This is a genomic window from Epibacterium sp. Ofav1-8 (assembly GCF_022348185.1).
Lineage (GTDB): Bacteria > Pseudomonadota > Alphaproteobacteria > Rhodobacterales > Rhodobacteraceae > Epibacterium.
This window is the reverse complement of record NZ_JAKRFD010000015.1, coordinates 49553-62075: the sequence shown is the minus strand read 5'-3', so window position 1 is coordinate 62075 and position 12523 is coordinate 49553. Positions and strand designations below refer to the sequence as shown.

The 12523-nt window shown below is 64.2% G+C and carries 14 protein-coding genes; 11 read left to right on the top strand and 3 right to left on the bottom strand.

What is annotated here, in order from left to right; all coding sequences use genetic code 11:
* Positions 1-21: 21 nt before the first annotated feature.
* The 4 genes from MHM97_RS19830 (at position 22) to MHM97_RS19815 (ending at position 4490) form a co-directional block, all read left to right on the top strand.
* Complete coding sequence (locus MHM97_RS19830) at positions 22-846, top strand: MBL fold metallo-hydrolase (protein WP_239324922.1); 825 nt, start codon at positions 22-24, stop codon at positions 844-846.
* 49 nt (positions 847-895) lie between these two features.
* Positions 896-2311: an FAD-binding oxidoreductase gene (locus MHM97_RS19825; protein ID WP_239324776.1), complete on the top strand. Its 1416-nt coding sequence runs from the start codon at positions 896-898 to the stop codon at positions 2309-2311.
* A 137-nt stretch (positions 2312-2448) separates the two neighbouring features.
* A complete protein-coding gene (locus MHM97_RS19820) occupies positions 2449-3324 on the top strand; it encodes an S-methyl-5'-thioadenosine phosphorylase (RefSeq protein WP_239324774.1) in 876 nt (291 codons plus the stop codon).
* A gap of 134 nt (positions 3325-3458) precedes the next feature.
* Complete coding sequence (locus tag MHM97_RS19815; protein ID WP_239324772.1) at positions 3459-4490, top strand: DUF418 domain-containing protein; 1032 nt, start codon at positions 3459-3461, stop codon at positions 4488-4490.
* A 26-nt stretch (positions 4491-4516) separates the two neighbouring features.
* Here the strand turns inward: MHM97_RS19815 and MHM97_RS19810 are convergent, their stop codons facing one another.
* Entirely contained in the window at positions 4517-4690 is a 174-nt protein-coding gene (locus tag MHM97_RS19810) for a hypothetical protein (protein WP_239324770.1), read from the bottom strand.
* 394 nt (positions 4691-5084) lie between these two features.
* On the opposite strand from MHM97_RS19810, the gene MHM97_RS19805 reads away from it, so the two are divergent.
* The 3 genes from MHM97_RS19805 to MHM97_RS19795 all read left to right on the top strand — a co-directional run bounded on the left by MHM97_RS19805 (position 5085) and on the right by MHM97_RS19795 (position 8245).
* Complete coding sequence (locus tag MHM97_RS19805) at positions 5085-5624, top strand: adenine phosphoribosyltransferase (protein ID WP_239324769.1); 540 nt, start codon at positions 5085-5087, stop codon at positions 5622-5624.
* A gap of 215 nt (positions 5625-5839) precedes the next feature.
* Positions 5840-6322 (top strand): fasciclin domain-containing protein, encoded by a 483-nt coding sequence (locus MHM97_RS19800; protein ID WP_239324768.1) that lies wholly within the window; start codon positions 5840-5842, stop codon positions 6320-6322.
* A gap of 288 nt (positions 6323-6610) precedes the next feature.
* Entirely contained in the window at positions 6611-8245 is a 1635-nt protein-coding gene (locus tag MHM97_RS19795) for a SulP family inorganic anion transporter (RefSeq protein WP_239324767.1), read from the top strand.
* Between the two features lie 268 nt (positions 8246-8513).
* Here the strand turns inward: MHM97_RS19795 and MHM97_RS19790 are convergent, their stop codons facing one another.
* Both MHM97_RS19790 and MHM97_RS19785 read right to left on the bottom strand, forming a co-directional pair.
* Positions 8514-9155, bottom strand: a complete 642-nt coding sequence (locus MHM97_RS19790; protein WP_239324766.1) for a CatB-related O-acetyltransferase — start codon at positions 9153-9155, stop codon at positions 8514-8516.
* 1 nt (position 9156) lies between these two features.
* The gene (locus MHM97_RS19785; RefSeq protein WP_239324765.1) at positions 9157-9762 is read right to left on the bottom strand and encodes a flavin reductase family protein; all 606 of its coding nucleotides are present in this window, start codon (positions 9760-9762) and stop codon (positions 9157-9159) included.
* A gap of 111 nt (positions 9763-9873) precedes the next feature.
* Here MHM97_RS19785 and MHM97_RS19780 point away from each other — a divergent pair, with 111 nt between their 5' ends.
* The 4 genes from MHM97_RS19780 (at position 9874) to MHM97_RS19765 (ending at position 12507) form a co-directional block, all read left to right on the top strand.
* A complete protein-coding gene (locus MHM97_RS19780; RefSeq protein ID WP_239324757.1) occupies positions 9874-10374 on the top strand; it encodes a GNAT family N-acetyltransferase in 501 nt (166 codons plus the stop codon).
* Between the two features lie 90 nt (positions 10375-10464).
* On the top strand, positions 10465-11241 hold the full coding sequence (locus MHM97_RS19775) for an EcsC family protein (protein WP_239324755.1): 777 nt from the start codon (positions 10465-10467) through the stop codon (positions 11239-11241).
* Positions 11242-11461: 220 nt separating this feature from the next.
* Positions 11462-11920, top strand: coding sequence for an NUDIX hydrolase (locus MHM97_RS19770; protein WP_239324753.1), 459 nt, complete (start codon positions 11462-11464; stop codon positions 11918-11920).
* Positions 11921-12018: 98 nt separating this feature from the next.
* The gene (locus tag MHM97_RS19765; RefSeq protein WP_239324751.1) at positions 12019-12507 is read left to right on the top strand and encodes a DUF1178 family protein; all 489 of its coding nucleotides are present in this window, start codon (positions 12019-12021) and stop codon (positions 12505-12507) included.
* Positions 12508-12523 lie beyond the last annotated feature (16 nt).

Genomic DNA, 12523 nt, shown 5'->3' with positions numbered 1-12523 from the left:
TAAACCAGAAGAATGCGAGTGATGTTTTGGTGTGTGCTCACGGCTGGCCTGGCCGTCTTGGCTGGTGCGGTCTCCGCTCAGGAGCGTCGTGCCAGCCATTGTATTGCGCTGGCGGAAGCCGCGCCCGGGATAGACTATCTGCATCAGGCCAGTTGGCAGGATCCGTTGCCCGATAGCGCCTCCGTGCGGATCCATTATATCGACCATGCGTCCTTTCTGATCCAGACCGCCGGTGGGCTGAATGTCGTCACGGATTTCACGGGCTTTATCGGGACCGCGCCGCTGATCCCCGATGTGGTCACCATGAACCATGCCCATGGCACCCATTGGACCGAATTTCCGGACCCTGCGATCCCGCATGTGCTGAGGGGCTGGGGCGCCTTTGGCGAGGGCATCGACCACCATCTGGACCTGGACGAGATGCTGATCCGCAATGTCTCTACCGACATCCGGTCCGGCAGCGGGGTGGAGCCCAATGGCAATTCCATCTTTGTGTTCGAGGTTGCGGGCCTGTGCATCGGCCATCTTGGACATCTGCATCACGTGCCCACGCCGGCGCAGTTTGCGGCCCTCGGCCGGCTTGATGTGGTGATGGCGGCGGTTGATGGCGGCACCACGCTGCCATTGCCGGAGATGCTCGAAGTGCTGGGGCGGCTGCGGTCCTCGGTGGTGATCCCGATGCATTGGTTTGGCGAGGTCACGCTGGAACGCTTCCTCAGCCGCATCGGAGAAAGCTATGTGATCGAACGCGTTAAGGGCCCGGAGCTTGTGGTCTCCCTGCGCAGCCTGCCGGACCGGCCCACGGTCTATGTTCTGCGGCCCGCGTTTCTGGCCGCCGCGCCGTGATCCGTCCAAGGGACTTGCCTTTGCTGTGCGGATTTCGGATGCAGTGGCTATGACATTGAACCCTGCCGATCCCGACTTTCTTGATGCCCTGTCTGCCCGTCTGCCCGCCGATACGCTCCGCCGACCGGAGGCGCGCTACCTTGAGGAACCGCGTGGCCGCTACACGGGGCAAGCGACGGCGGTGGCCTTGCCACGCACCACGCAGGAGGTGGCAGAGATCATCCGCGCCGCGCATGACGCGCACGTGGGGGTGGTGCCCTATGGCGGCGGCACCGGATTGGTTGGCGGGCAGGTGATGCCCGAGGGGCCCGCGCCGCTGCTGTTGTCGCTTGAACGGATGCGGAGCATTCGCGCGGTCTATCCGGAGGAAAACGTGCTCATCGCCGAGGCAGGCGCGGTGCTGGCGGAGGTGCAGGCGGCGGCCTCCGACGCGGGGCGTCTGTTCCCTCTGTCGCTTGCGGCCGAAGGCACGGCCCAGATCGGTGGCAACCTTGCGACCAATGCGGGCGGCGTCAACGTGTTGCGCTACGGCAATGCGCGCGATCTTTGCCTGGGGCTGGAGGCGGTCCTGCCCACGGGCGAGATCTGGCATGGCCTGTCGCGGCTGAGGAAAGACAACACCGGCTATGATCTGCGCAATCTGCTGATCGGAGCGGAGGGCACGCTGGGTGTCATTACCGCTGCGGCGCTGAAGCTCTCGCCCATTCCCGCCAATGCCGGCACGGCGATTTTCACCGTGCCCGACTCCTCTGCGGCGGTGGCGCTGCTGGCGCTGGCGCGGGATGCCGTGGGCGAGGCGGTCAGCGCCTTTGAGCTGATCCATCGTCAGGGGCTGGATTTTCTGGCCGAGAAACTGCCGGATCTGCGCCAGCCGTTCGATCCCCGCCCGGACTGGTGCGTGCTGATCGAGCTTGGCCTCGGCAAGGGGCAGAACGCCGAGGACGCGCTGGCCGATCTCTTTGGTCTCGCGATGGACGCGGGCCTTGCCACCGATGGCGTCATCGCGCAGTCAGAAGCGCAGCGTCAGGCGCTCTGGGCCCTGCGTGAGCATATCCCCGAGGCCAACCGGCTGATCGGTTCGGTGTCGAGCCATGACATCTCCGTGCCGATATCGCGTATCCCGGATTTCATCCCCGCCGGCTGGACGGCCATTGCAGAGCTGGATGCCTCGCTCCGGATCAACTGTTTTGGTCATCTGGGGGATGGCAACCTGCATTACAACGTCTTTCCGGGGGCAGGGCGGTCGCGTGCGGAATACGAGCCCCTGCGTGCAGAGGTCAAACGCATCATCCATGATCTTGTCCATGACTATGGCGGCTCCATGAGCGCGGAACACGGGATCGGGCGCCTCAAGGTCGCGGATCTGGAACGGTATGGCGACCCGGTAAAGCTGGCCGCCATGCGCGGCATCAAAACGGCGCTGGACCCGCATGGGATCATGAATCCCGGCGCGGTGGTCGCCTAGCGCAACACGGCGGTGCGGCGGTGCCCCGCCTGCGGGCCGGGCACCTGCGGTAAAATCCCTTGCTCGGTGCAACAGCCGCTTGCCAAACCGCGCCCCGCTCGGCCATAGGTCGAGAAACACCGGCAGGAGAGATCCAAATGACAGAGACCATGATCGCCGTGATCGGCGGCTCCGGCATCTATGATATCGACGGGCTGGAGGGGGCCGAATGGCGTCGCGTCGACAGCCCCTGGGGCACCGCTTCGGATGACATCCTGACCGGACGCTTCGACGGCGTGAAAATGGCCTTTTTGCCGCGACACGGGCGCGGGCATGTGCATGCGCCGACCGATGTGCCCTACCGCGCCAATATCGACGCGCTCAAGCGGATCGGTGCGACCGACGTGATTTCGGTCTCCGCCTGCGGGTCCTTCCGCGAGACGATGGCGCCGGGGGATTTTGTGATCGTGGACCAGTTCATCGACCGGACGTTTGCGCGCGACAAAAGCTTCTTCTCCTCCGGCTGTGTTGCCCATGTTTCGGTGGCGCATCCAACCTGCCCCCGGTTGGGGGATGCCTGCGAGGACGCGGCCCGCGCCGCCGGAATCACCGTGCATCGGGGCGGCACCTATCTGGCGATGGAGGGGCCGCAGTTCTCCTCGATGGCGGAATCGAAGATGTACCGCGATGTCTGGGGCGCCGATGTGATCGGCATGACCAATATGCCCGAGGCCAAGCTCGCCCGTGAGGCGGAGCTTTGCTATGCCTCGATCGCCATGGTCACCGACTATGACAGCTGGCACCCGGATCATGGCGCCGTGGACATCACCGAGATCATCGCCACCTTGCAAGGCAACTCCGACAAGGGCCGGGCGCTGGTCAAGGGGCTGCCCGCACGCCTTGGGGCCGACCGCGCCCCCTGTCCGCACGGCTGTGACCGGGCGCTGGAGCATGCCATCATGACGGCACCGGACAAGCGCGACCCGGCGCTGCTGGCCAAGCTCGACGCGGTCGCCGGACGCGTGCTGGGCTGACGCCAACGGGCAACAGTATCGCTCAAGATCCCGGGTGGGCAGGAAAAATTTCCGTGCCCATCTTTCATTCCACGCCCCTCGTTCCTTTGTTAAGGACAGGTTGAACTGTTTCCAAACGCAGGGAGGGCGTCGGAATGACCCGCACAGGTGCGCGATTGACCGGGATCGATATGGCACGGTTCCTGGCCTATTGCGGCATGGTGCTGGTGAATTTCCGACTGGCGGCCGAAGTTCAGCCCGCCGCGGACCTGCCCTCGCTGATCACCAACGCGCTGGAAGGGCGCGCGGCGGCCCTGTTTGTGGTGCTGGCGGGCGTGGGATTGGCGCTTGGGCGTCCGGATGCGGTCACCATGGTGAAACGGGCGGCCTTCCTGATGGGGGCGGGCCTGTTGAACCTGTTGATCTTCGAGGCCGACATCCTGCATTTCTACGCGCTCTATTTCCTCTGTGCGCTGCCCTTCCTGCGCGCGTCCGGGCCGGTGATCTGGGGCGTGATCGTTGCCCTGCTGATCGCAAGCGTGGCCATCCACGCCGGGCTTGACTACGACCAGAACTGGGATTGGGACAGTCTGGAGTACACCGGGTTCTGGACCTTCCCCGGATTCCTGATGCATTCCTTCTTCAACGGTTGGCATCCGGTACTCCCCTGGTTGGCGTTCCTTCTCTTTGGTCTCTGGCTTGGGCGTCTGGATCTGGCCGACCGGCGGGTGCAGTTGCGCATGCTGGGTCTTGGCCTTTTGGCAGCCGGCCTGGGCGCGATCCCGGGGCAACTGGTCTCCGATCCGGAGCTGCTGCCGCTGTTCGACACCGCGATGATCCCGCCGGGCCCGACCTATCTTGTCGCGGCCAGCGGCAGCGCGGCAGCCGCGCTTGGGGCGGTGCTTCTATGTGCCCCCGTGCTAGAGCGCGCCGGGTTGGGCGCATGGCTCACGGCACCGGGGCGGCAGGCACTCAGCCTCTATATCTTTCACATCCTGTTCGGGATGGGACTACTGGAGGCGCTGGGCCTCTTGGGGGGCAGCCTGACGACGACAGAGATCCTGATCTACAGCCTCGGGTTCTGCGTCTTATCGGCGATCTATGCGCGGGTCTGGGCGCTGGCCTTTCGCCATGGTCCGCTGGAGGCGTTGATGCGGTGGAGCACGGATCGCCGGCGTCCCGCCTGACCACTGGCGCGGGGCCTGACGCTCCGCTAGCCCTTTTTGTTTTTCTTCACGAAGTCCCGCATGAAATGACGGATCTCGCGCGCGGCCGAGGTATCCAGCGCTTTGCACAGTTCCACAAACGCGTCGCGCTCGGCCTTGTCCAGCCGCAGAACCAGCTGGCTGTCCTTCTTCGACGGCTTCTCTTTTGACTTCTTGTTCACGGTCGTCCTGGGGCTTGTCCTTGAAAGATGGCAAGGATTTGTATATACATTGCATATGCAGTTTTGCGCTGCATATCCGAGCATGAGTATTTGTAAACGATAAGGAGAGTTCAACAATGAACCTGCATGTCGCCCGAAATTTGCTGACCACCCGTCGCCACGACTGGCTGCGCCGTCACCTGTCATGGCTGCCCGAAGGCCTGTACCGGACCTACCTGACCAAGCGGAAATAGGCAGCTGTGCCACAAACGCGGACACGCACGGGCCCTTGAGGGGCGTTGACGCTTGCACGGCGGGCGTGCTTCGGTCACACCGCACAGGTCCGGCGGTTTGAGGCGCAGTCCCAGGTCGGATGTGAACCGATCCAGGAAGCCAAGTCAGGGACCACCGCCCCATGAGCACGTCGAAAACCGTCAAGGACTACATCCGCACCATCGTCGATTTCCCGCACGAAGGGATCATGTTTCGCGATGTGACCACCCTGTTTGCCGACCCGCGCGGGTTCCGCATGGCGGTGGACCAGATGCTGCACCCCTATGCCGGTCAGCGCATCGACAAGGTGGTGGGGCTCGAGGCCCGCGGTTTTATCCTCGGCGGGGCCATCGCGCATCAGTTGGGCACTGGTTTTGTGCCCGTGCGCAAGAAGGGCAAACTGCCCGGCGCGACCATCTCGCAGGAATACAAGCTGGAGTATGGCGAAGCGGTGGTGGAGCTGCATAAGGACGCCATTCAGCCCGGCGAGAAAATCCTCGTGGTGGATGACCTGCTGGCCACCGGCGGCACGGCCGGTGCAGGGATCAAGCTGATCGAAAAGCTCGGCGGCGAGATCATCTCCTGTTCCTTTATCATCGATCTGCCGGAACTTGGCGGGCGCACGCATCTCGAAAACCTCGGGATGGACGTGCATGTGCTCTGCGAGTTCGAAGGGCTCTGACGCCCGCAACGCCCCCGGATCACTCACAGGCGATCACAGTCACACACGCAGGTGTGACTGGATTTCTGAACAGCCCCCGGCTTAGGGGGCTTTTCCCTTGTGTCAAACAGGCGGTGGCAAAGATCCGCCAGATCCAGATCGGAGCTTGTTTCGTTGTGCTCTACAGATGTCGCGGTCGCGACGTCCATTGTGACAGAGACAAGAGGAGTTCCACCATGTTCCGCAAGTTTGCACTCGGTACCGTTGCCAGCTTTGCCGTCGCCACTGCCGCCTTTGCGGGCGGTCAGTCCAAGGACATCGTCGATATCGCGTCGGGCAACGACAACTTCGACACTCTCGTCGCGGCCGTGACCGCCGCTGATCTGGTCGATACGCTCAAGGGCGACGGCCCGTTCACCGTCTTTGCGCCGACAGATGCTGCCTTTGAAGCCCTGCCGGAGGGCACCGTCGAAGAACTGCTGAAGCCCGAAAACAAGGAGCAGCTGATCTCCGTGCTGACCTATCACGTGGTGCCGGGCAAGGTGATGTCGTCCGACCTGAGCGACGGCATGAAGGCCGCCACGGTGCAAGGCGCTGAGATCACCGTCGACATCGACGGCGGCGCGATGGTGGATGAGGCCAAGGTCATCCAGGCCGACATCGAGGCCGAGAACGGCATCATCCACGTGATCGACAAGGTCATCATGCCGGGCAGCTAACAGCGCGCCCACCGTTTTCCTATCATGCCACTCACTCACGGCATCGGGGAGCCTTCGGGCTCCCCGAATTTTTTGCGGCGGAGCGGGCATGTGATCCGGGTGTGGGAGAGGCAGTTCGGCTCGGACGCAGCGCTGGCGGTTTGACCGACGGATTCGCGCCTTGGTGCCACTGAACTGCGCAGGTCACGCGGTTTCAGGGGGTGATTTCTGGCCATCTCTTGTGTCGCAGGGGCATTGGCGCTAACAGGCGCACAAATCTTCCTTCCCGAATTTACAGGTATTGGTGGCATGACACGCGGCATACTGGGCCTATTGGCCAAGAATATCTCTCCTCCCAATCTTTCCATCATGCAGGACGAGGGCTTTACCGTGGCTCGCGTGCGCACCGAGCTTCTGTCGGGGCTGACCGTGGCGCTGGCGCTGGTGCCGGAAGCGGTCGCCTTTGCCTTTGTTGCCGATGTGCACCCGTTGGTGGGGCTTTATGCGGCGTTCCTGGTGGGGCTGATTACGGCGCTGATCGGGGGGCGGCCGGGCATGATCTCTGGTGCGACCGGCGCGCTTGCGGTGGTGATGGTGGCGCTGGTGGCCGATCACGGCGTCGAATACCTGTTTGCCGCGGTAGTGCTGATGGGCATCTTCCAGGTGATTGCCGGTGTGATGCATTGGGGCAAGTTCATCCGCCTGGTGCCGCATCCGGTGATGCTGGGCTTTGTGAACGGTCTGGCGATCGTGATCTTCCTGGCGCAGCTCAATCAGTTCAAGGTGCCCGGGAGCGTGGAAAACACCGGCCATGGCGCCGGTGGCGGCGCGTGGCTGGCCGGTCCGCAACTGGCGACCATGCTGGCGTTGGTGGCGCTGACCATGGCGATCATCTGGGTAATGCCGCGACTGACCAAGATCATTCCGGCACCGCTGGCTGGCATCGGCATCACCGCGGTGATCGTGATCGCCTTTGGCCTTGATGTGCCGCGGGTCGGCGATCTGGCCTCGATCGAGGGTGGGCTGCCGATGTTCCACATCCCGATGGTGCCGTTGACCTGGGAAACCTTGCAGATCATCCTGCCCTACGCGGTGATCCTGGCGGCGATCGGTCTGATCGAGAGCCTCCTGACCCTGAACCTGGTGGGTGAAATCACCGGCAAGCGGGGCGGCGCAAGCCAGGAGTGCATTGCACAAGGGACCTCCAACATCGTGACCGGCTTCTTTGGTGGCATGGGCGGCTGTGCGATGATCGGCCAGTCGATGATCAATGTGAACTCTGGCGGGCGCACCCGGATCGCGGCGATCGCGGCGGCCTTGTTCCTGCTGGCGTTCATCGTTGTCGCCTCGCCCCTGATCGAGCAGATCCCGCTGGCCGCCCTGGTCGGGGTGATGTTCATGGTGGTGATCGGGACCTTTGCCTGGAACAGCTTCAAGATCATGACCAAGGTGCCGCTGATGGACGCTTTTGTGATCGTGCTGGTGACGGTGGTGACCGTCATGACCGACCTGGCGATCGCGGTTGTGGTCGGGGTCATCGTGTCTGCGCTGGCCTATGCCTGGAACAACGCCCGCCGCATTCACGCCATCACCCGCGACAGTGTCAGCGAGGCGGGGGCCAAGGTCTATGAAATCCAGGGGCCGCTGTTTTTCGGGTCAACGGACGGGTTCATCGAGTTGTTCGATGTGCAAGGCGACCCGGATGTGGTGATCGTGGACTTTGCCGCCTCGCGTGTTGTCGACCAGTCCGCGCTCCAGGCCATCGAGGCGGTGGCCGGGCGCTATGCCGCGGCTGGCAAGACCTTGCAGCTGCGTCATCTGAGCCGGGATTGCCACGAATTGCTGTCCAAGGCCGGCCATCTGATGATCGACAGTGACGATGACCCGGAATACGGTCTGGCGGTCGATTACTCTGTGAAGACAGGTATCCTCGGCGGCCACTGAGCGTGGAACGTCAGGTCAGTTAAGCGGTCGCGGTCCCATGCGGGACCGCGGCTTTTTTGTGTTTGGGATGCGGCTCGGGTTCACCAAAGCAGCAGTCTGCGCAGCCATCCTCGCCTGACTCCGGCCTGACGGACCGTGCCCCGTCGCGACAAGGAAAATGGCCGTATCCCCGCCCATGCGGGCGCGGAGCCTCGGCAATTTGCCTTGCACGCCGGGCCCCGCCCCATCCGTTCGGGATCAGGCGAGGGTGGCTCCGAAGCAGCAGCTTTCAATCGGGGGCGAGCGCCTCTAGCATGTCGAGGTCGCCGGAGGTGATGGCCGGTTCTGCGCGCAGGATCAGCTCGGCCGGCCAGTCCCACCATTTCAGCGCCAGGAGCCGTGCAATCTGGGGCTTGGGGAACCGATGGCGGGCAATGCTGGCCGGATTGCCTGTCATGATCGCGTAGGGGGGAACCGTGCCACGCACCACGGCACCCGCGCCGATGATGGCCCCGTCGCCGATGCGCGCGCCGGGCAGGATCAACGCGCTGTAGCCGATCCAGACATCATTGCCGATCACCGTGTCGCGGGTGTCCGGCTGAAACCCGGCCATCTGCGCCGGATCAAAGACCGGGAAGGGGTAACAGCTGAGGCCCTCCTGAGCATGGTTGGCCGAGGCGGTGATGAATTTCACCCCATGGGCGATCTGGCAGAACCGGCCGATCTTGAGCCGCTCGCGCGCCCCCGCAAACAGATAGGGTGCAAGGTGGCTGCCCCAGTCGCGGGGTGGGTCGAAATCCGACGCATAGGTGTAATCGCCGACAATGAAATTCGGGTTGTCGACCGCCTGTGCCAGCTGCACGGTCCCTGCATGGGGTGTCCCGTCCGGCAGCACAATCGGATGGCGTTGTTTGGGATCAGGAAGCGGCATCTCAGTCGTCCGGGCGCGACAGGGAGAACAGGTCGTTGACCTTGGCATAGTCACGATAGCCAAGGCGCGAGAGCGGCTGGTATTTGGTCACGTCAAAGATCCCGTCCACAAGGCAATCATCGCGCAAATGCACGCCAACCACCTCGCCAAAGGCCACCTTGTTGGCTTCGCCGGGCAGGTCGATGATCTGCGTGAGTTTGCACTCCAGAGCAGCAGGCACGCCTGCGACACGGGCGCAATTGATCGTTTCGCACTCGACCGCCTCAAGCCCCGCATGGGCAAACTCGTCGACGCCCTTATCAAGCGCTGCAGAGGATTTGTTCATTTGATCGCGCATGGCATATTCAACGATATTGACGCAAAAGACGCCAGTCTCGCGGATATTGGCCATGGAATCCTTGGTACCGTCCTGATCCGCCTTGGTCGAGGTGGAGGCAAACATCACCTGTGGCGGCACATAGGCGACGGCGTTGAAAAAGGAATAGGGCGCGAGATTGTTGACGCCGGCGCCGGAGCGGGTGGAGATCCAGCCGATGGGGCGGGGGGTCACGACGGCGTTAAACGGATTGTGGGGCAGGCCGTGGCCATCCTCGGGGCGGTAGAACATTCTATGTCTCCAAGTGTTTGCCCCAGACTTACGCCCGTGCTAGGGCGAAATCCACCCCCGCGTCGAGTTGGCCCCGTGGTCGCAGAGCGCAGCTGACGGAGCCAGAGACACGTGATCACCATCGCGCCGGAGATGCCGGAGGATTCCTGGGAGGTGGAAGCCCTCTATGACCTGTGCTTTGCGCCGGGGCGGACGGCCTTGTCGTCCTATCGGTTGCGCGACGACGTCGCCCCGGTGCGCGCGCTCAGTCAGGTGGCGCGCGACAGTGGTGGCATTCTGGCAGGCGCGATCCGGTTCTGGCCGGTGCATGTGGGGGATCGTGACGCGCTGCTGTTGGGGCCGGTGGCGGTCCATCCGACCCGGCAGGGCGAAGGCATCGGTGCCTCGTTGATCCGCGACAGCCTGTGGAAGGCGGAGCACAGCCACTGGCAGCGAGTAATCCTGGTTGGCGATGCGCCCTATTACCGGCGGTTCGGTTTTGAGCGGCTCGAAGGCGTTGAAATGCCGCCTCCGACCAACCCGGAACGGGTGCTGGGGCTCAGCCTCTCGGAGGCGGGGTGGCACGGGGTGCAGGGGCCGGTCACCCGCTGGCACGGTGCGGCGCAGGGGTAACGCGTGTGCCCGGTTGCGATGGCCAGACCTTGAAACCGTGCCCTAGGCTGCTGATCTCTTGTAGCAGGCGCAATGGGGACGAGGTCGCACATGGGCGAACTGCCGGGTGAAATTCTGGAACAGAGCGGGCGCAGCCTGACGGTACGGGACGTCGAGGCCGAGCTGACTGCAATTGCCGCGCGCTACCGGGCGGCGGGCAGTTTTGGCATGCGGCTGTTGAATGCGCTGGGCGGGCAGGGCGAAGACCTGATGCGTCGACTGCCGGGCCCCATGCGTGGCGCGGTGGAAGGCGCGGTGTTGCAGGCGCTGCATCTGTCGGTGCGCGGCGCGGCGCTCAGTCGGCGGATGGTGCCGGACCAGCCGGCCCAGACCAATCGCTGGGTCAGTACCACGATGGGTCTGGTGGGCGGCGCGGCCGGGCTGCCGGGGGCACTGGTGGAATTGCCCGCGACGACGACGTTTTTGATGCGCAGCATTCAAGGCGTCGCAGAGGAATACGGCTTTGATCCCGATGCCAAAAGCGTGCGGTTCGACGCGGTCGAGGTCTTTGCCGCCGCCGGTCCCATGGCCCATGACGATGGCGCGGACACCGGGTTCCTGACCCTGCGGCTGGGGCTGTCGGGGGCCGGGCTGTCGCAGTTGATCGCAGTGGTTGCCCCGCGTCTGGCGGTGGCGCTTGGGCCCAAGCTTGCAGCGCAGATGGTGCCGGTGCTTGGGGCCGTGGCGGGGGGCAGCGTCAACTACGTCTATTCCGGGTATTATCAGGAAATGGCGCATGTACATTTCGCGTTGCGCCGGTTGGCAATCGAGGCGGATGTGCCTTATCCCGACATGGTGAACCGGCTCCGGCAGAGGCTGTCGCCGTGATCCGCGCGCCCCGGGCCCGCGGGTGTCATCCCGATGTCATACAGGGCTGTCAGAGCGGGCGAGATATGCCACCGGCGTGTCGCCATGCGCCTCGACCGGAGTGGTGGTAAAAGAATTGTTAACCAATGCTAGGCACGCTCTGGCTGCGGCCCGGGATGTCGGCGCGCCGGGCTGACACCGCTCCGCCGGTGCCGCTGGGCGAGAGAGGATGGGACCCGCCATGGCGTTGGTCTTGGATGTGAGTGATCCGCAGGACGACCGGCAGCTGCACCCGCAGGTGGGGGCATTGTGCTATCGGATCACCGCCAAGGGGCGGGTCAAGGTGCTGCTGGTGACCTCGCGGCGGACCGGTCGCTGGATCATCCCCAAGGGCTGGCCGATGGACGGCAAAACTGCCGCCGAAGCGGCCACGATCGAAGCCTGGGAAGAGGCTGGCGTGCGTGGGCAGGCGCTGGACGGGCGGATCGGCAGGTTCAGCTATGTCAAAACGCGCGAGAACGCGACCGCACTGGCCTGCCGGGTTGATGTTTTTCCGCTCCGCGTGCGCGGTCTGGCGACGCAGTTCCCCGAGCGGGGGGAGCGCAGGCGGGCATGGATGTCGCTGCGGCGTGCGGCGAAACAGGTGGCCGAACCGGAGCTTGCGGCGCTGCTGTCATCCTTCGCGCCACCGGGGCCGTGACGTCACCTGCGGTGGCAGAAGCCGGGGCGGATGGCAGGGGGGCCTTGCAAACGCCGCTCAGCCGTATTTAATCGGCGCCTCTGAGGACGAGACAGAACATGATACGTTACGCACTGAAATGCGCCGAAGGGCATGGGTTCGAGAGCTGGTTCCAGTCCGCCGAGGCCTACGAAAAACTGCGCGGCGCAGGCCTGGTTGCCTGCACCGAATGCGGTTCGACCAGCGTCGAGAAGGCTCTGATGGCGCCCAGAGTGCGCTCTGGGCGCGCGGCCACCACCGTCGCCACCCCCGAAGAGCCGGGCGAGACGCAACCGGCGGTGGCGGGAACGGCGCCGCCCGCGCCGACGTCGCTTGCCGCACCCGCAAACGAGCTGGAGGCCGCGATCACCGAGCTGAAAAAGCAGGTCGAGGCGAATTCAGACTATGTGGGCACCGATTTTGCCAAACAGGCGCGTGACATGTATCTGGGCGAGACGCCGAAACGCTCGATCCATGGCGAGGCAAAACCCGAAGAGGCCAAAGCCCTGATCGAAGACGGGGTGCCGGTGCTGCCGTTGCCCTTCGCCCCGACACGCAAGACAAATTGAGGCATCTCCGTCCCGC